The following is an 18,628-nucleotide window of genomic DNA, read 5'->3' as shown; positions in this document are numbered from 1 at the left end:
ACTGCCGCCCCCGGTGTCCTCGTCACCCCCGCGCCGCGAAGGCGGCGGGAGGCCCGTCCCGCCCGGTACGGGCGGGCCCCCGCCGGGCTGCCCGACGGTCTATCGCCTGTCCGCCGTCTTCCGCGCGCCCCGGCCCGATCCACGGTCGGGGGCTGTCGGCCGGGCTGTCTTCCCACGTCCGCATGGTCTCGCTCGGGCAGCCCCCCGTGGGCGGCAGCCCTTAGCCCGGCCCCTGCGCGGGCTCCCCGAACATCGCGCGTTCCAGTGCCGCGTACGTCGCTCCGTGGTCGGCCAGGGCCTCCGCGACGACGCCGTCCTGCGCGGTGAGGGCCAGCAGGATGTGTTCCGCGCCGATGAACCGGTCGCGCCTGCCCAGTGCGATCCGCAGCGACTTCTCCAGGGTCGTCTTCGCCTCGCGGGCGAAGGAGGGGCCGCCGGACCACCGGCGCCGGTCCCTCCGGTCGCCGGCCAGCGCCCCCGCGCCGTGCGTCTGCTCGACGCTGGCCACGATCCTGCCCACGTCGATCCCCAGCGCCGCGAGCGCCTTCCGGTCCGACTGCGTCATGCCGCCGTGCCGACGCGCTTCCGCGAGGGAGGCCTCGAGCGAGGACCGCCGGTCCAGCACCCCGAGCGCGTGGAAGGCGAAGCCGGTGCGGGCCGCTCCTTCGAGGTCGAGGAGGGCCAGCAGCAGGTGCTCGTTGGTGACCTCGGACGCGGCGGACCGTGCGGAACGGGCCTTGGCGCCGATCACGACGGCGCGGGCGTCCTCGGTGAACCGTTCGAACATCACAGCCTCCCGTGCTTCTTGTGGACGGCCTGGCGGCTCACGCCCAGCTCCGCCGCGATCTCCTGCCACGACCAGCCCTGGTTGCGGGCGCTCCTGACCTGGACGGCCTCGAGTTGTTCCAGCAGCCTGCGCAACGCCGCGACCGCCCGCAGACCCACTCGGGGGTCCCGGTCGCCCGCCCGCTCGGCCAGATCCGTTGCTTCCGTCATGACTGTCAATCTACGTTGACAAACGGCGGGTGTCAATGCTGGTTGACGTCGGGAGGGCTGTGACCTCGCGACTTCACGTGCGTACGGCCCGCTTCCGGTGCAGACTGTGCACCAAGAGGCGTCGAGTCCTGTCTGGGGGCCGAAAGAGTGAACGGCGGCAGCGGCAGGCGACGCCTGACCGGCCGGGGAGCGGCCGGACGGGACCCGGCGGTGCACCACTCCGCCGGCGCGGGCGCGCGGTTCCGCCGGGGCAGGGGTCTCCTGCCGCCGGACCGCATCACCACCCGCAGTCGGCTGGCCTGGCTGAATTCCGCCACCTCCAGGATCGGCACCACCCTCGACCTGGAGCGCACCGCGCAGGAGCTGGCCGAGTTCACCGTGCCCCGGTTCGCCGACGGGGCCGCCGTGGACATCCTCGAGAGCGTGCTGCGCGGCGACGAGATCTCGCAGTGGGCGGGGGAGGGCATCCCCGCCATGCGCGCCACGGCCCTGTGCGCCATCGAGGAACTCTCCTCCCTGGAGCCCACACCCGTGGGCGAGACCTTCGTCCACGCCGAGACGCCGCACGAGACCCTGCTCCACCGGTACTGCCTACGGCAGGGCAAGCCGGTCCTGCTGAGCCGGATACGGGACGACGACTTCGCCCGTGTCGCGCCCACCGAGAGCGCCGCCGCGAAGATGCGTGCCGCCGGGGTGCACAGCTACCTCGCCGTGCCCCTGATCGCCCGCGGGGTGCTGCTCGGAAGCGCCGACTTCGTCCGCGGCCCGGGCACGCCGCCGTTCTCCACCATCGACCTGGCCCTGGCGGAACAACTCGCCTCCACGGCCGCCGTCTTCATCGACAACGCCCGGCTCTACGGGCGCGAGCGCGAGCACGTGATCTCGCTGCAGCGCAGCCTCCTGCCCCGCGTGACACCGGTGACGCCGGGACTGCGGATCCATGCCGAGTACGCGCCCTCCACCGCCCGCCACGGGGTCGGCGGCGACTGGTACGACGTCATGGCCCTGCCCAGCGGGCGCACGGCCCTGATGGTGGGGGACGTGATGGGGCACGGACTGCCCGCCGCCGCCACCATGGGGCGCCTGCGCACCGTCGCCCGCACGCTGATGACCCTCGACACGGCCCCCGAACGCATCCTGGCGCGACTCGACCTCGCCACCCGCGACCTGGAGGACGAACAGGTCGCCACCTGCCTCTGCGCGGTCTACGACCCCGCCGACTCGACCTACACGCTGGCCAGCGCCGGACACCTGCCGCCCCTGCTCGTCGACGGGCGGGGCTCGGCCGAGTTCGTGCCCGTCCCCACCGGCGCGCCTCTCGGCGCCGGCGTGATCCCGTACGACCCCCTGCGGCTGCGCGTACCGGACGGCGCCCACCTGGTCATGTACACGGACGGGCTCGTCAAGTCCCGGTTCGAGAACCTCGACGTGCAGCTGGACCGGCTCCGCTCGGCGGCGCTCGGACTCGCTCCGGGTGTCCTCGAGGCGGGTGGCCTGGTGGAGAAGGCCCCGGCGGGCGCCGCCCGGTTCGACGAGGCCGTCCTCCTCATCGGGAAGAGTTCCGCGTTCCCGCCCGACGACCTGCGGGTGTGGGACCTGCCGCAGGACGGAAGGGCCGCGGGCGCCGCCCGGAGCCTCGTCACCGGACAGCTCGCCGCGTGGGGCCTGACGGAACTCGCCGACGTCTGCGAGCTCGTCGTCTCCGAACTCGTGGGCAACGCGCTGCGTTACGGCAACGGCCCCGGTGAACTGCGCCTGCTGCGCGGCGAACGCCTCGTCGTGGAGGTCTCGGACACCGGCCCCGACCTGCCCCAGATCCAGCACGCCGACCTCAGCGACGAGGGCGGGCGGGGACTTCAGCTCATCAACATGCTGTGCCGCAGGTGGGGTTCGTGCCGCACGGTCACCGGCAAGGTGGTCTGGGCCGAACAGAACATGCCGACCTAGGGCGTGAGGTGAAGGTCCCGCCTGTCCCGCGACGCCTGGCACGCCCGCTCGCTGCGCTGTCGTGATCGTCCGAGTACGCCCGTACGAGGACGATCCTCTGCCTTGCGCGCGTACGCGACAGACGGCGCGGGGCCCGCCCTTCGGGCGGACGGCGCTACTTCCGCACCACGCCCCCAGAAGACTGATGAGGATGCCGGGTCCCGGCCCCGCCCCGTCAGCGGCGGGGCCGGACGCGTGGTCGTGGTGCAGGGGGAGCCCTTCTCACGCGGGCGCCGGCCGCGCTGAAAACCGCCCGGCCGCCGGGAGCCCCGCCGGCCGCGGCCGGGCATCATGGCGCCATGATCCAGAACGACCGGCACGCGCCCGAAGCGCTCCCGCAGCATCCGGAGGTCACCGAGGCGATCGTCCGGGAGCGACGCCTCCACGACCCTTCCGTCCGACTCTCCGGTCCCCTCGCCGAAGCCCTTCTCGACGCCGACTTCATCGAGGTCGGCGCCTCGGGGCGGCGGTGGACGCACGCGGAGATGGTCGCCGCCCTGCCCACGCTCCACGGCGGCGCCGAGAGCAGTATCCCCATCACCGCAACGCACTTCGAGGGCACGGTCCTCGCCCCCGGGATCGTCCACCTCACCTACGAGACCCGCATCGAGGACCGGCACGCCCGCCGTTCGTCGATCTGGCGCCGCGACGCCGCCGGGGAGTTCCGGCTCTACTACCACCAGGCCACGCCGGTGCCCGACGGGACGGGCCGGCCGTAGGTGCTCCGGGCCTGTCCGCCCCGTCCCGTCGCGTCCGGCCCGCCCGGCCGGACGCGACGGGAGTTGTCCGACCGGCCTGCGAGCGAGTCCGGCGGGTGTCCTTCGCGGAGCCCCGGGCGGCACCCCGCGCGGTCGACCCCGCCGCCCGCCCGTCCCCGCGCGCACCGCGCTGCCCGCCGGCGGCGACCGTCGTCGCGCGGGCTGCGTTTGACGACGGCCCGGCACGGGGCTGCACTGGATACATGGGCGCTGCGATCACGCCCCAGGGAGAGCAGCGATGGCAACCACGGAGAGTTTCGACCTTCTTCAGCCGTACAAGGTCGCCGAGGAGACGTTCGTCATCCCGTGGGCCCTCGAGGCCCCGCCGGTCGGCCACTTCCCGATGAACTCCATGGTGATCCGGGGGAGCGAACCGGTCCTCGTGGACACCGGTGCGCCCGCGGTGCGCTCCCAGTGGCTGGAGGCGGCCTGGTCCGTCGTGGACCCCCTGGACGTGCGGTGGATCTTCCTCACCCACGACGACCGCGACCACGCCGGCAACCTCCTGGCGGTCCTCGCGGCCTGCCCGAACGCCACCCTGCTGACGACGTGGTTCTCCATCGGCCGCATGGCCGAGGAGTGGGAGATTCCCGTCAACCGGTGCCGCTTCATGACCGACGGCGACACGATCGACGCGGGCGACCGCACCCTGGTCGCCAAGCGGCCGCCCCTGTACGACAACCCCACGACCCGCGCCCTCTTCGACCCGAAGACCGACGTCCTGTGGGCCGTCGACACCTTCGCGACGAACGTGCCGGCCCCCATGCCCGAAACGGGGGCACTGTCGCCGGACGAATTCCGCGACGGCCAGCTCTTCGGCGGAAGGCTGGTCTCCCCCTGGGTCGGCCTGCTGGACCCCCGGAAGTTCGGGGCGGTGGTCACCGCCTTCCAGCAGCTCGACGCCGAGGTCATCGCCGGCTGCCACTGCCCGGTCCTTCGCGGACCCCAGATCCCCGAGGCCTACGACCTCCTCCGGCAGCTGCCCGGAATCCCGCCGTGGGAGGAGTTCACCCAGGCCGACCTGGACCAGTGGATGGCCGACGCCGAGAGCTCGGTTCCGCCGGAGCAGCCGCGGCCGTCGGGGACGTGACCGGCACTGCGGTCCGGAGCGGGATCCCGCCGCACGGCGTCCCCGCCACGGCGAGTCCGTGGAAGCGGTCCGCGCTACGACGCCGTGCTGCGCCCGCGGCCGGAGGGCCGCTGACCTGAGGTCGCCCCTGCGTACGAAGCGGGATCGGGCGTGCGAGGAAACGCGCAGAACGGCCGTTACCGCGCCGCGTCCCCCGGTCGGCGCAGCGGGGGCGTCTCCCCGGCCGGTGTCGGGCGTGGGGCTGCGGGGGCGCGGTGGGTGCTTCCGGGGCGGGTCGGTGTAGCGGTCAGTGGATGTCAGGGCCACGCCCGCCGCGTACGCCGGGGCTGTTCGGGCGAAAGTTACGAAAATGTCCGTGTTCGGTAACGGGGTCAGGCAGGCGCACCGAGGGCGCCGGGCAGTGGCCAGAGTCGAGGTCCTCGGCCCGCACCGGACCGAGAACCGAGATCCGCCATCGCTCCCACCGGCTCGTGTCGGCCGGTGGGGCATGTTCTTGAGGGGACATCACCCATGTCTGCTTCTTCGACCGCCCGCCGCGTCGCGGCCACCGTGCTGGCCGCCGGCTCCGTCGTCTGTGCGGCCGCGCTGCCGGCCGCCGCCCACGACGACGGACGCCACCACCACAAGCCGCGGGTCGAGATCAGCCGCGTCCAGGCCGACAGCCCCGGACGCGAGAGCCGGTCCAACCGGTCGCTCAACGCCGAATGGGTCGAGATCACCAACACCACCCGCCACGCCGTCAACCTCCGCGGCTGGACGCTGCGTGACGAGGACGGCAACCGCTACCGCTTCGGCGACTTCCGCCTCGCCGGTCGCGCCACCGTCCGGATCCACACCGGTGAGGGCCGCGACTCCCGTACCGACCTCTTCCAGGACCGCGGCGACTACATCTGGGACAACCGCTCCGACAAGGCGACCCTGCGCGACGACCGCGGCCGCACCGTCGACACCGAGTCGTGGGGCAACGGCCACCACCACCACCACCGGCGCTGACGTCCTCGCCGGCGCCGGCCGGCGAGACCCGTGACGCCCGTCGGCGCCGACCCGCCAGGTCGGCGCCGACGGGCGTGCGTGCGCGGGGCGGGCGCGGGCGGCCGGCGCCCCGACGGCCCCCCTGCCCGGCTCCGCCTGTCCGTCCCCGAGGCCGGGAACTGCCGCGGCGACGGCGGCGGCGGACACGAACGCCGCAGCCGATCAGCAGGCCGGTCCGGAGCCCGTCCTCCGAGGTGAAGGCGACCCCGCTCGCGCTGGTCGTCATCCGCTCGAGGACGACGCCGATCACCGCCGAACCGATGGTAGTGCCCGGCGACCGCACCAGAGGCTGAACCCGTCGGCCGCCGCCGTCTCCGGGAGGGGGCGGGCGCTCACGGGGAGCGCTCGGGCCTCGTGCCGAGCCCCGACCGCCTGACGGCGAGCCCGGCGGAAGAGGACATCGCCGCCCTCGCGGACCATCTGCGGCGCTTCGACTCCGGCATCGAGCGTCTCCACGGGCTGCCGTGGCCGCGCCCGGAGGGCGCCGCCGGGGCGCCGCACCGAGTCCCCGGAGCCGACGACGGGACCGGGGCGAGCCCTGCCTGAACGAGACCGCGCGCTCTCCCCGCCCCCGGCTGCGGGGTCTCCTCGTACGCATCGCCTCCGGTGAGTCATGGTTCGTGTTTCCGGGGGCAGGCGATGTGACGGGGCGCCCCGTCAGCACCCTGACGACGGAGCCCTGTTGGCGACACCGTACGAGGAAAGGGAGATTCATGTCGCAGGTCGAAGAGTCCATCGAGGTCGACGTCCCCGTCCGCACCGCCTACAACCAGTGGACGCAGTTCGAGACGTTCCCGGTCTTCATGGACGGCGTCGAGAAGATCACTCAGGTCAACGACACCCTCACCCGCTGGACGACCAAGGTCGGCGGGACGGAGCGCGAGTTCGACGCCGAGATCACCGAGCAGATCCCCGACGAACGAGTGGCCTGGACGACCGTCGACGGCGAAGCGAGGCAGGCCGGGGTGGTGACGTTCCACCGTCTGCACGACACCAGGACCAAGGTGATGCTGCAGATGGACTTCGACCCCGAGGGGTTCAAGGAGAACGTCGGCGACAAGCTCGGCTTCGTCAAGCGCCAGGTCACCGGCGACCTCAAGCGCTTCAAGCAGTACATCGAGTCCCGGGGGACGGAGACCGGCTCGTGGCGGGGCGAGATCTGACGCTCCCGCACCCGAGCCCACGGCCGGCCGCCCTGACGGGTGGCCGGCCGTGTCCCGTTTCCGCCGTCCGTCCCGCTTCCGCTCCGCCGCCGCCCGGCGAGTGACCCGCGGGCCGCCGTCCTTCACCACCGTGGTCCGCCCGAGGTGCCGCCCGGGGCGGCGTCCCGCACGCTGGACGAGGAAAGGGAGGCGCACCATGGCGACATCTGCGGGACCGCCCCCGGTACGCGACGGCCGCGCGCCCCGGGACGTGGACGCCCCGCGACCCTCCTGATGGCGGCCAGGGAGCCCGGCGACCGTCACCCGGGCGGGACGGGCGGGGACGCGGCGGGCGAGGGCGTCGGCGCGCGGAGCCCCGGGGACGGGGCGCGCCGCGGCAGGGTCCTGGGGCCGTCCTGGTGGCGGGCGAAGTCGCGCGCCCTGACGGAGACCGGCCGACGGTTGCGGCGCGGTGCCGAACGCCGTTTTCCCGTGATCACGCATCTGACGGCTCGTATGCTGTCGGTCAACATCCTGGACAACGCCACCAGGCTCGCCGCGCAGTGCTTCCTGACCGCGGTCCCGCTCCTCTTCGTCTTCGGTTCCTTCGCACCGCAGAGCGTGCAGGACCAGCTCCTCTCCTCCCTGCGGGCGGTGTTCGGGCTGAGCGGGGCCGTGAACGAGCAGCTGGAGAAGGTGTACCAGCCCGGTGACGACTCCCTGCAGGAAGTCACCGGCGTCGTCGGCACCCTGCTCGTGATCATCTCCGCCACCGCGGTGAGCCGTGCGATGCAGCGGCTGTGCCGACGGGCGTGGCAGGTGCCCAAAGGCACGACGAAGGTCGCCCCCTGGCGGTGGGTCGTCTGGATCGTCGTATGGCTGGCCATCCTGGTGCTCCAGGCTCCGCTGCGCGACGGCTTCGGGGCCGGGCTGTGGCTGGGGATCCCCCTGACGCTGCTGTACCAGACGGCGGTGTGGTGGTGGAGCCAGCACCTCCTCCTGGCGGGCGCACTCGGATGGTCGCCCCTCCTGCCCGGAGCGGTGCTCACGGCGTTCGCGGTCACCGTCCTGTCGATCGGGGCGCAGTTCTACATGCCCGCGGCGCTCAACCGGACGCTCGCGGAATACGGCGCCCTGGGTCCGATCTTCACGCTGCTCTCGTGGCTGATCGTGCTCTGTGCGGCGGTCGCCGTGGGCATCACCGCAGGCGCCGTGATCGCGCAGGAGACCCACCTGGCGGGACGCCTGGGCAGCCCACCCGCCTGGCGCGGCCCCGACGACGGCCGGGCCGGTCGCCGGTGAGCCCCGCCTCCCATCGGGCCGGTCGCCGGTGAGCCCCGCCTCTCATTGGGCCGGTCGCCGGTGAGCCCCGCCTCTCATTGGGCCGGTCGCCGGTGAGCCCTGCCCCCCATCGGGCCGGTCGCCCTGCCTCGCGCCGAACCGGCGACCGTCTCGCGGCCGTACGCCGGGCGGAGCGGCGGGGATGCCTGCTCGTCGCCCCAACGGGGGTCTCCTCATCGCGCGTCGCATGGATTCGTGACTGGCTGGGAACGACAGGCGGTGCTTCGCCCCGCACGCACGGAGGGAACGTACGCCGATGACACTCGACCTCATCCTCATCGGCCTGGCGATCACCCTCATCCCCTTCCCCGGCATGGCCCTGATCCTGCTCCTGTCCGCCGACGGGGGCGTGCGCAAGGGACTCGCCTTCATCCTCGGATGGCTCGCCTGTCTGGTGGTGGTGATCACCTGCGTCCTGCTCTTCACCGGAGGCTCACCCCCCAGGGCCCGCACCTCGCCCTCGACCGCCGTCCTCGCCGTCAAGCTGGCCATCGGCGTCGGACTCGTGGCCTACGGCCTCCACCGCCACCACGGAGCGCGCCGTCCCAAGGGGGAACCGAGCTGGCTCAGCCGGGTGCGTCACGCATCGGGATGGTCGGCCGCGGGCATGGCCGTCCTGCTCCAGCCGTGGGGCCTCGTCGCCGTGGGAGCGACGACCGTGATGAAGGCCGACCTGTCCCACCCGGCCACCTGGCTGACCCTGATGCTCTACGTCCTGCTGGCCTCGTCGAGTCTCCTGGCGATGGAGCTGTACGCGGCCTTCCGGCCCGCCCACGCCACCGCCCGGCTCCAGTCCCTCATGCGCACGATCACGGGCCACCAGGACCAGGCGCTCGTCGTCCTGTGCCTGGGGGCGGGCCTGTGGGTCGTCGGCAGAACCCTCTACGAACTCGTCTGAGCCGGGAGACCCCCGCCGCCGCGACGGGGCGGTCCGAAGGTGCAGGTGCGGTTCCGGTCCCGCGGTGCTGGAATTGAAGGCGGTGCCGGTGAGGTCGGTGGGGGCGACCGTCGTCGCACATCGAAGAAGCGGACCGCCAGGCGAGGAGTCGGTATGAGCGGCGACGAAGTCACGGAGATGGGACCTGTCGACTACCTGGTCCTGGAGTTCCCCGGCAATCGGATGACCGGCGAAGGCCTGCGTCTGCTGCTCGACCTGGTCGACCGGCACGTCATCCGGATCCTCGATCTGTCCTTCGTCCGCAAGGACGCGGACGGATCCGTCAGCGCGCTCCAGATCGCCGACCTCGACGGGGACGGGCAGCTCGACCTGGCCGTCTTCGAAGGGGCGTCCTCCGGCCTGCTCGGCGAGGACGACCTCCAGGAGGCCGCCGCCGTCCTCGAACCCGGCAATTCGGCGGGCGTGCTCGTGTACGAGAACCTGTGGGCCGCACCTCTGGCGACGGCCCTGCGGCGCAGCGGTGCCCGGATGGTGGCCGGCGGAAGGATTCCCGCCGACGCCCTCCTGGCGACTCTGGAGGCCGTCGAGTCCACCCCCTAGCGGCCACCCCGCCGCCCTGCGACAAGGACCACTCTCATGCCAGGACTTCTCCGCGGGGTCGCCCGCACCGCAGTCATCTCCGGCACCGCCACCGCCGTGTCCAACCGGGTGTCGCGGCGTCAGGCCGGCCGCTGGGCGCAACAGGCCGAGGAAGCACCCGCCGCGGCACCGCCGCAGCAGGCGTACAGCGCTCCTCCTCCGCCGCCTCCGCCCCCGGCCGCGGCGTCGATGGAGACGAAGATCGCCCAGCTCAAGGAGCTCGGTCAGCTCAAGGAGCAGGGTGTGCTCACCGAGGCGGAGTTCGAGGCCCAGAAGCGCCGCCTCCTCGAATACTGAACCGAGCGGCGCGTCCGGCTCTTCGCTCCGGCCGCTCCCGCTTCGGGCGCCGCCCGTCCCACACGGCGGCGGCCCGGATCCGTCAGGCCGCCCCGTCCGCCGTCTTCTCCGGCGGGCGGGGCGCGGCCGCGGGCCCCCGGGGCAGCAGCTCGGAGGTGGCGAAGGCCGTCACGGCAGCCAGGATCACCACCGGGATCGTCTCGGAGTTGCCGAGCATCAGGACCACCAGGGCCACGCTGCTGACCGGCAGCCGCAGAGCGGCCGTCGCGGCGGCGGCCATGCCCGCGGAGGCTCCGGGGATCACCCCGAGCCCGGGGAGCGGAGCGAGCAGGACACCGACCGCCGCGCCCAGGAACAGCACCGGGAACACCAGCCCACCGCGCAGACTGCCCAGGCACAGGGCGTAGGCGACGGACTTGAACAGCAGGACGGCCAGCAGGGCGCCCACACTCCAGGCATGCGGGTCGGCCGCCAGCTGGGTCAGGGCGGCCTGCCCGGACGAGGCGACCTCCACCGGGGAGCGGCCCGTCACGACCGTGTACAGGGCCGCGCAGCCGCCGGCGCCGACCGCGCAGAGCAGCGTCCGGACGAGCGGGGCCGCCGCCACGAAGACGGCGGCCAGTCGGCCTCCGATGATCATCAGGTGCACCAGCGCGCCGATGCCCACCGCCAGCACCATCGACCACACCACGTCCCCGGTGTCCAGGCGCGGTGGCGCTGTGGGGAAGCGCACGGAGAGACCGGCCGTCTCGAGACCCGTCCAGCGTCCGAAGCCGGTGAAGACGATCCCGCCGATGCCGCTCGACAGGAGCGCGGGGAGCAGGATGACGAAGAGCCGCGGTCCGCCCACGCCCGCCACCTCGATCAGGAGCACCGCGGCGACCAGCGGATTGCCGAAGATGGCCGCGATCGCCGCCGCCGCTCCGGCCGCCCCCAGGAGCGCGGTGCTCTGAGGAGTGGCGGGGGCCCGGACGAGCCGCCGGAACAGCAGGGCCAGCCCCCCGCCGAGGGCGATCAGAGGCGCCTCGGGGCCGAGGACCGCACCGAACGGCAGGCTCGCGGCCGCGGCGACGACCACTCCGGGCAGCGCGGCCGCCGATGCCCCGCCCGGGTGCAGTCCGGAGGCGGGCACGTGACCGCCCGCACCGGGCAGGCGGGCCACCACAAGCCCCACGACGGCCCCGGCGACGGCGAGCAGGGGCAGCGGCCACCACGCCGGCGGGGTGGCCCAGCCCCACGCCTTCGGCAGGTCCGCCCACAGCGCGTGCTCCGCCTCGTGCAGCGCGGCGAGGAACCAGAACGCGGCCAGGGAGACGGGGATGCCGATCAGCGAGCTGAAGAACAGGACCTTGCGGTATCCGGGGGTGCGCAGCAGATCCCGGAGACGATCGGCCTCGGCGGACTCCTCGGACTCCGGGGGCGCGGCCGGGCGGGCGGAGGACGCCGTCATGGGCGCGGTCTCTCCTGACGAGGGGGGAGGGGCGAAGGGGTCACGGTTCGCCCCTCTCCGGCGGCCGGGTGGACTGGCGTCGCTCCAGACCGAGCCGTACCGCTCCCACCATGACCTTCGCGATCAGGCCCACCAGGATGAGGTCGGCCACCATCTGGACCGTCGTCAGTACCCGTGCCGTCTGGGAGAGGGGCACGATGTCGCCGAAGCCGACCGTGGCGAAGACGGTCACCGTGAAGTACAGCGCGTCGGTCCTGTCGAGCGGCTCGGAGAAGGTGTGCGCTCCCTGTTCGCGCCCGTACAGGAAGTAGGTGGCCGAGAACAGCAGCAGGAAGAGGGGGACGGCGGTGGTCAGCGCCTCGACGGCGCGCAGCCGGGGGTGGGAGGAGCTGACGATGCTGACGGCCTGGAGGCCGAGCAGCGCGCCGATGCCGAGAAGGCCCAGGGCGAGCACCGTGGCGGTGTTCTGATCGAGATCGCGGTCGAGGGGGAGCAGGAAGTACAGCGTGGTGGCCACCGCCACCACGGCCGAGGCACGCAGGAGGGGCAGGAGAAGAAGCACCCGGTGCGACCGCCCCTTGCCGTCCGCCCGCGGGGCGCTCATGAGGGCCGCGGTTCTCTCTCGCCGCCCCGTCGGCCGGCAGCGTCCGCCGGGCCGGCGTCGTCGAGGAACTCTCGTACGGCGAAGGCGGCCAGGACCGCGACGACGATCCACAGCACCACCGCCGTGCTCGGATAGGACCACGTCACGAGGACGATCAGGGCGGCCACCAGGATGAGCGCGCCGATCCACCGCTTGTGGCGGTGGACGAAGCGCCCCACCGCACCGAGCCGCAGGCCGCCCGAGGCGGCGGCGTCCCGCGCGGCCGCGATGCCGCCGGCGCAGGCCCGCCGGATCGTGACGGCGGGGCGCGAAGGACCGGCCAGGAAGGCACCGCAGGCCGTCACCAGAGCGACCGCGGCGACCGCACGGACGGTGGCCCGCAGGAACTTGACGAGCGCGTCGAACACGGCCGCCGCCGCGTCCTGCGACACCTCGGCCGGCAGACGGTCGAGGTAGATGCCGCGGAAGACGGTCAGGCTCACGCCGAGCACCAGCATCCCGAACGCGACGGCGAGCGCCGTCGCCACCAGGACGCGCCGCCGGTGGGCCGCCAGAAGGACTGCCGCCGCCGCGATCAGGACGGTGACCACCGGGAGCCACGAGCCGACGATCTGCAGGATCCGGGTGTACGTCTTGACCTTGGAGAGCTCGTCCGAGGAGAACACCACGAAGTCGGTGTGCACGTCGGGGATGCGCGCGGCCGGGGAGAAACCGGCTTTCACCAGCTCGTCCTTGGCTCGTTCGATGACGGGGGCGACGTCGATCGCCACCTGATCGCCTTTCAGCTCCACGGCGCCGCCGCCCTTGCCCGTGAGCGCCTTGTCCAACGACCGGTGTGCCACCCGGTTGCCCTCGCGCCACAGCGTCTCGAAGGCGGAACTGGTCACGATCCGGTGGACCGTACTGCTCACCAGCTCCTTCAGGCCGCTTTCGATGGGGCCGCTGAGTTCCTTGATCAGTTTCCCGGCGGCGGGCGGCGCCCCTTCCCGCTCGGCGGCCGTGGAGAGTTCGGTCACCAGGGCCTTCACGTCGATCCGGTCCAGGATCGCCGTCGTCGCCCGGTTGGTCACCGCCGTCTGGACGGCCGGGTCCGAGGCGAGCGGTGCGACGGTGTCGACGTAGCGGTCGGTGTCCGCCACCATGCTGTCGGCCCACACCGCGACGACCGACAGCACGGACAGCACCGTGGCCAGACATACGAGCAGGGCGGACAGCACCGACCGCCACCGGTGACGGCGTGGCCTGCCGCCGTTCTCCAGTTCCGCGATACGGCGCCGCAGATCCGCCAATTCGGTTCCGCTCCCGGCGGGAGGGGGTGAGCCGGGTGACGGCTCCGGCTGCCGTGGCTGGGGTTCCATACGGATCTCCTGCGAGAGCGGACCGCGGGGTCGCGAGCGGCGGAGCACCCGCCGCCAGTCCAGCAAAGGCGCTCCGACCGCGTCCCGCGACCGGAGCGATGCCGTCTGTCCCCCGTTCGGCAGACGCGCCGTCAGGGCGAGGCCGGGCGGCGGCGTACGGCCGTCCGGCTGAACGCGCCCGTCTCAGTGCGTCCCCGCGACCTCCGCCTGCCCACGACCGGCGGTGGAGCGCTCGCCACCCGCGCTCGTCTCCCGCAGCTCCCGCTTGAGGATCTTGCCGGTGGCGTTGGTGGGCAGGACGTCGAAGAACTCCACCAGGCGGGGGTACTTGTAACCCGCCATTCGATCCCTGCACCACTCGCTCAGTTCCTCCTCGGAGACCTTCGCCCGCGGGGCGAGGACCACGCAGGCCTTGATCTCCTCGCCGTGGCGCTCGTCCGGCAGACCGATGACGGCCACCATGCTCACGGCGGGGTGCGTGAGCAGCACCTCCTCGACCTCCCGCGGATACACGTTGAAGCCTCCGCGGATGATCATGTCCTTGGCGCGGTCGACGATGTGGAACCAACCGTCGGCGTCCCGGCGGGCCAGGTCACCCGTGCGGAACCAGCCGTCGCGCATCACCTCGGCGGTCGCTTCGGGCCGGTTGTAGTAGCCCTTCATCACGTTGTGCCCGCGGACGACGATCTCCCCGATGGCGTCCGGCCCCCGGACCGGTGTCCAGTCCTCGGCGACCAGATCCACCTCCACGCCCCAGACGGGGCGCCCGATGGAGCCGGGGCGCGCCTGCTCCCCCCGAGGCGAGAAGGTGGCGGCCGGGCTGGTCTCCGACAGGCCGTACCCCTCCAGGATGGTGACGCCGAACCGCTCGGCGAAGCGGCGGTGGATCTCCACGGGCAGGGCCGAACCGCCCGATCCCGCCATGCGCAGCTTCGCGGCGATCTGCGACAGGTCCACCTCGGACGCGTCCGCCTCCAGCAGGGCCCAGAACATGGTGGGAACGCCCGTGAAGAAGGTGACGGCGTGGCGCTGCATGAGGGAGAGGGCCGATCGGGCGTCGAAGCGCGGCAGCAGGACCAGGGTGGCTCCGGACGCCAGGCCCGCGTTCATCTGGACCACCTGGCCGAAGGAGTGGAACAGCGGCAACGCGATCAGGTGCACGTCGTGGTCGACCTCGCCGAACAGCTTGTGGCACGTCACCACGTTGAGCGTCAGGTTGGAGTGGGTGAGCTCGGCACCCTTGGGCCTTCCGGTGGTGCCGGAGGTGTAGAGGATGACCGCGGTGTCACCGGGCTCGGTGGCGACCGTCTCGAAGTCCGAGCTGTGGTCGGCCAGCGCCGCCGTCAGCGTCTGCGCGCCCTCGATCGGCGAGACCGCGGAGGGGGTCGCCGTCATCAGGAAGAAGTGTTCACAGCCCGGCGTGTCGAGGAAGCCGGCCCGGCCCTCCTGCCCCATCGGCAGTTCGGGACCGCCCTCGAAGCAGAAGTACGCCTTCGCGTCCGAGTCGGCCAGGTGATACGCGATCTCACGGCTCTTGAGCAGCACGTTCAGCGGGACGACCACCGCGCCGGCCTTGAGGATGCCGTAGTAGACGATCGGGAACCACGGCAGGTTGGGGCAGGACAGGGCCACCTTGTCGCCCGGTGCGATGCCGCGTGAACGCAGCAGGTTCGCCACGCGGCGGGCGGCCGCGTCGAGTTCCGCGTACGAGAGCCGCTGGTCACCCAGGACGATCGCGGTGCGGTCGGGCACGGTACGAGCGCTGGTCTCCAGCACCATGGCGAGGTTGAGCATGAGGTCTCCCTGGGGACGTGTCGGTCGGTGCGGGCGCGCGACGGGTCAGCCGCGCAGCGCGGACGCGAGGAGGGCGGGCAGCTTGGCGAGGCTCGGCGCGGCCGTGAACCGTGTGAGGCGTCGCACCGTGGCCCGCGCGGTGCGATGGGTGACGAAGTACGGGGGACGGGGTGACAGGGACGGGTCGCCCGTGACCAGGCCGCGCGGCGCGGGCGTGAAGGGCGCGCGCACCACCGTCTTCTCGACGTCCTCCAGCATGAACGCGTTGTGCACGAACCCGGCGCCGCTGCCGATGTCCTGGCGGGTGTGGCCGGGGAAGGCGCCCCAGGGGGTGAAGCCCAGCAGGAAGCCGACCGCTGACCAGCAGTTGACGCCCAGGGTGCCGTAGCGAAGCTCCGAGACGGCGGCGCGGACCGCCTCTGCGTGGGCCTTCTCGGTCCGCGGATGGACGATCAGGGTGGCGCCGAGGGTTCCGGGGAGCGTCTCGTTGGCGAAGTCCACGGCGTGGGCGAGGAACCCGGCAGGAGTGGAGCCGGGGAGACGGACGACCCCCAGGGCGCTGCCGAAGACCTCGCCGGTGATGAGCGGGCCGGCGTGGTCGGTGAGGTCGGGGACGAGCAGGCGGCAGCCCTCGCCGTGGGTCTCCGCCTCCGGATGGGCCGCGAGGACGGAGGCGAGGCGCTCCGCGGAGCCCGGGTAGTAGTCGGTGCGGGGCGGCAGGACGCGCAGGACCCGCCGGATCTCGTCCAGGAGCCGGTCGGTGCCGTCCCAGTCGCGCGGCAGGACCAGCACCTGGCTGGCGATGCAGTTGTGGCCGGAGTTGTTCATCTTGCTGGTGACGATGTGTTCGGCCTGGAAGCGGAAGTCGGCGTCGCTCCATGGTCCGGGCACCACCACGCAGGGGCTGACACCCCCGAGTTCACTGCTGAAGGGTTTGTCGATCAGCGGCCGGTCGTCGCGGCGGCGCCGCTCGGCGTCCTCGCCGGTGCCCCAGACGATGGCGTCATGAGTGCGGTCGCTGCCGGTGACATGGATGGTGTCGACACCCTCGTGACCTGCGAGGTAACCGCCCTCCGCCGCCCCGCCGTCGACGAACGACACCCAGCCGTGCTCGACGAACTCGGCGAAGACGTCCTCGAAAGGGGGCCGCAGATAGGCGTTGACCGGGTTCATCTTGGCGATGACGACCTGGCCTTCGGCGTAGAGCTTGTGCAGGATGTCCAGCGCGGTGATGGCGGCGACGTTCCCGGCGCCGAGCACCAGGGCGACGGACGGGGGACCCGGCCTGCCCCGGTACTCGCCCGCCGCGCGGGTCAGCACCTGGTCGGCGGTGACGCCGGGACGCATCCGCACCCGGGCCGAGTAGCCGTTGAGCAGCAGGACGTCCCAGCCGGTGGCCGGGAAGACGTCGACCCAGGTCCGGCCGGCGTCCTCGTGGACGGCCTTCGTCTCCACCGGCTCCTTGCCGGCGGCGAGGCGCCGCAGGACGTGCAGGAACGCCGAGGCGTTCTGCGCCAGTGCCCACGGCCCGCCGATCCAGTCCTCGGCAGCCCAGGGGGAGTCGGGGCCGTACCCCTTCGCCAGGGCTCCGGCGGCGGCCACCTCGGGGGCGTGGGAGGCGATGCGCGCAAGGAGCCGCTCCAGGAGGGCGATGCGTTCGGCGAGCGGGGTGGCGGACCAGGACTCTGCCCTGGCCCGTGCCCCCGCCACGACGTGGTCGAGGGCGGTGGTGTCGAGGGTGTGGGTGTTCACGGCGTCCCTTACGGAAGGCGGGGGAGCGGGCGGGGTGTCGCTCCCCACGGCGGCGGTGCCGGGGGAACGACGAGGGGTGCGCGGGGCCGGCAGACCCGGGACGCGGTAGGACGCGGGCGAGAAGGGCCAGGACCGGAGGGGACCGGACAGGGCCGGACCCGCGCGGGGTCAGAGGGACAGCAGGTGCCCGTCGCGCCGCGGGTCGATCAGGGTGACCGCGGCGATGCCGCCCATCAGGAGCAGGGCGCCGGTGATCAGGACGGCCTGGTCGTATCCGGACGGGCCGTGGAGGTCCACGAGGTGGCCGACGAGCACCGGAGCGATCAGACCCGCGGTCGTGACGACGGCGTTCATGAAGCCGAGGGCGCCGCCGCGCCGTTCGGCGGGCGCCATCTCGGTGACCGTGGTCACCGCGACGCTGACCATCGCGCCGGCGAAGCCGAAGCCGGTGACCAGGAGGAGCACGGTCGCCGTACCGGACGGTGCCGACGGGAGGGCGAGACAGGCCGAGGCCGCCACCAGCAGCAGGATGCCGCCGACCCTCCCGCGAGCCCACCGGCTGGTCGCCCCCCGGCGCATGAGCCAGCCGGTCAGCGCGGCCTGTCCCAGGATGACGGCGGCGGTCAGCCCCCACACCAGGACCAGCAGTCGCGCGGAGGAGGCCGAGGAGTAGCCGAGGCCTTCCTGGAGGTAGGAGGGCAGCCAGACCAGGACGAAGGCGGCGACCCAGTAGGAGCTGAAGTACGCCGCCGTCGAGCCGATCCAGGTCCGTGTCCCGAGGATGCGGCGGTACGGCACGCGCCGGGGCGCCGTACCGGTCGCCGGAACGTCGGGCGAGGCGGCGGCGGGATCGGCCGCGTACGGACCCTCCGCGCCCAGCACGACCCACAGCGCGGCCCAGAGGACTCCCACCACGGCCACCGCGGCGAACGCCGAACGCCAGCCGTGGTGCTCCACGAGCCATGTCACCGCGGGGGCGGCGAGGACCACGCCGAACGTCGTCCCCATCACGATCAGCGCGCCGGGGAGGTTACGGCGGTGGTTCGGGAACCAGGACAGCGTGGCCTGCTGGGCGACGGGGAAGGCGGGGCCCTCGGCCGCGCCCAGGACGATCCGTGAGGCGATCAGCGCCGCGAGCCCGCCGCCGAGCGCCAGCGGCGCCTGGGAGACGGACCAGAGCACGGCCATGGTCAGCAGGAGCCACTTGGGCCGGACGCGGTCGGCGAGCAGCCCCACCGCCGCCCCGCAGAGCGAGAAGAGCAGGAAGAAGGCGCTGTTGGCGAGCCCGAAGGCGGACGCGGAGAGGCCGAGGTCCTCGCGGATCGGGTCGGCGGCGAGTCCGAGTACCGACTTGTCGGCGAAGTTGATCATCATGAAGACGACGAGGAGCGCGGTGACGCTCCACGCGCGGCGTCTCGAACGGCTCGGCGCCTTCGGGGGACGGGCGGGCACAGCGGGTGCGACGTCGGTGTCGGTCACAGGGGCTCCGCG

18 protein-coding genes are annotated in these 18,628 nt (G+C 73.0%); 10 read left to right on the top strand and 8 right to left on the bottom strand.

Annotated features, from left to right (window positions below; genetic code table 11):
* Positions 1 to 220: 220 nt before the first annotated feature.
* Complete coding sequence (locus tag AB0K65_RS14740) at positions 221 to 787, bottom strand: Clp protease N-terminal domain-containing protein (RefSeq protein ID WP_365716276.1); 567 nt, start codon at positions 785 to 787, stop codon at positions 221 to 223.
* Positions 787 to 996: an HTH domain-containing protein gene (locus tag AB0K65_RS14735; protein WP_005312042.1), complete on the bottom strand. Its 210-nt coding sequence runs from the start codon at positions 994 to 996 to the stop codon at positions 787 to 789. Before AB0K65_RS14735 ends, AB0K65_RS14740 begins: the two co-directional genes overlap by 1 nt.
* A 147-nt stretch (positions 997 to 1,143) precedes the next feature.
* On the opposite strand from AB0K65_RS14735, the gene AB0K65_RS14730 reads away from it, so the two are divergent.
* The 10 genes from AB0K65_RS14730 (at position 1,144) to AB0K65_RS14685 (ending at position 10,179) form a co-directional block, all read left to right on the top strand.
* A complete protein-coding gene (locus tag AB0K65_RS14730) occupies positions 1,144 to 2,943 on the top strand; it encodes a SpoIIE family protein phosphatase (RefSeq protein ID WP_365716274.1) in 1,800 nt (599 codons plus the stop codon).
* A gap of 338 nt (positions 2,944 to 3,281) precedes the next feature.
* Positions 3,282 to 3,701: a DUF4440 domain-containing protein gene (locus AB0K65_RS14725; RefSeq protein ID WP_365716272.1), complete on the top strand. Its 420-nt coding sequence runs from the start codon at positions 3,282 to 3,284 to the stop codon at positions 3,699 to 3,701.
* 277 nt (positions 3,702 to 3,978) lie between these two features.
* Positions 3,979 to 4,830, top strand: coding sequence for an MBL fold metallo-hydrolase (locus AB0K65_RS14720; protein ID WP_365716270.1), 852 nt, complete (start codon positions 3,979 to 3,981; stop codon positions 4,828 to 4,830).
* 510 nt (positions 4,831 to 5,340) lie between these two features.
* Positions 5,341 to 5,823, top strand: coding sequence for a lamin tail domain-containing protein (locus tag AB0K65_RS14715; RefSeq protein WP_365716268.1), 483 nt, complete (start codon positions 5,341 to 5,343; stop codon positions 5,821 to 5,823).
* Positions 5,824 to 6,216: 393 nt separating this feature from the next.
* Entirely contained in the window at positions 6,217 to 6,408 is a 192-nt protein-coding gene (locus AB0K65_RS14710) for a hypothetical protein (protein ID WP_365716266.1), read from the top strand.
* Positions 6,409 to 6,575: 167 nt separating this feature from the next.
* Positions 6,576 to 7,025 carry an SRPBCC family protein gene (locus AB0K65_RS14705; RefSeq protein ID WP_365716264.1) on the top strand — a complete coding sequence of 150 codons (450 nt, stop codon included), beginning with the start codon at positions 6,576 to 6,578 and terminating at the stop codon, positions 7,023 to 7,025.
* Positions 7,026 to 7,496: 471 nt separating this feature from the next.
* On the top strand, positions 7,497 to 8,306 hold the full coding sequence (locus AB0K65_RS14700) for a YhjD/YihY/BrkB family envelope integrity protein (protein WP_365716262.1): 810 nt from the start codon (positions 7,497 to 7,499) through the stop codon (positions 8,304 to 8,306).
* A 295-nt stretch (positions 8,307 to 8,601) separates the two neighbouring features.
* A complete protein-coding gene (locus AB0K65_RS14695; protein WP_365716260.1) occupies positions 8,602 to 9,243 on the top strand; it encodes a GAP family protein in 642 nt (213 codons plus the stop codon).
* 153 nt (positions 9,244 to 9,396) lie between these two features.
* Positions 9,397 to 9,843, top strand: a complete 447-nt coding sequence (locus tag AB0K65_RS14690; RefSeq protein WP_365716258.1) for a DUF6325 family protein — start codon at positions 9,397 to 9,399, stop codon at positions 9,841 to 9,843.
* Positions 9,844 to 9,879: 36 nt separating this feature from the next.
* Positions 9,880 to 10,179 (top strand): SHOCT domain-containing protein, encoded by a 300-nt coding sequence (locus AB0K65_RS14685; protein ID WP_365716256.1) that lies wholly within the window; start codon positions 9,880 to 9,882, stop codon positions 10,177 to 10,179.
* 82 nt (positions 10,180 to 10,261) lie between these two features.
* Here AB0K65_RS14685 and AB0K65_RS14680 read toward each other — a convergent pair whose 3' ends face one another.
* The 6 genes from AB0K65_RS14680 to AB0K65_RS14655 form a co-directional block, all read right to left on the bottom strand.
* Positions 10,262 to 11,629 carry a chloride channel protein gene (locus tag AB0K65_RS14680; RefSeq protein WP_365716254.1) on the bottom strand — a complete coding sequence of 456 codons (1,368 nt, stop codon included), beginning with the start codon at positions 11,627 to 11,629 and terminating at the stop codon, positions 10,262 to 10,264.
* Positions 11,630 to 11,669: 40 nt separating this feature from the next.
* Positions 11,670 to 12,233: a potassium channel family protein gene (locus tag AB0K65_RS14675; protein WP_365716252.1), complete on the bottom strand. Its 564-nt coding sequence runs from the start codon at positions 12,231 to 12,233 to the stop codon at positions 11,670 to 11,672.
* Entirely contained in the window at positions 12,230 to 13,591 is a 1,362-nt protein-coding gene (locus AB0K65_RS14670) for a hypothetical protein (protein ID WP_365716250.1), read from the bottom strand. The genes AB0K65_RS14675 and AB0K65_RS14670 overlap by 4 nt, the downstream gene beginning before the upstream one ends.
* Before the next feature lie 183 nt (positions 13,592 to 13,774).
* A complete protein-coding gene (locus AB0K65_RS14665; protein WP_365716248.1) occupies positions 13,775 to 15,385 on the bottom strand; it encodes a long-chain fatty acid--CoA ligase in 1,611 nt (536 codons plus the stop codon).
* Positions 15,386 to 15,430: 45 nt separating this feature from the next.
* Positions 15,431 to 17,137: an aldehyde dehydrogenase family protein gene (locus AB0K65_RS14660; RefSeq protein ID WP_365716246.1), complete on the bottom strand. Its 1,707-nt coding sequence runs from the start codon at positions 17,135 to 17,137 to the stop codon at positions 15,431 to 15,433.
* 168 nt (positions 17,138 to 17,305) lie between these two features.
* On the bottom strand, positions 17,306 to 18,616 hold the full coding sequence (locus AB0K65_RS14655) for an MFS transporter (protein WP_365716244.1): 1,311 nt from the start codon (positions 18,614 to 18,616) through the stop codon (positions 17,306 to 17,308).
* Between the last annotated feature and the right edge of the window lie 12 nt (positions 18,617 to 18,628).

Source organism: Streptomyces sp. NPDC053755, from assembly GCF_040677675.1.
Lineage (GTDB): Bacteria > Actinomycetota > Actinomycetes > Streptomycetales > Streptomycetaceae > Streptomyces.
The sequence above is the reverse complement of the archived record's forward strand: the minus strand, read 5'-3'. Positions and strand labels throughout refer to the sequence as shown.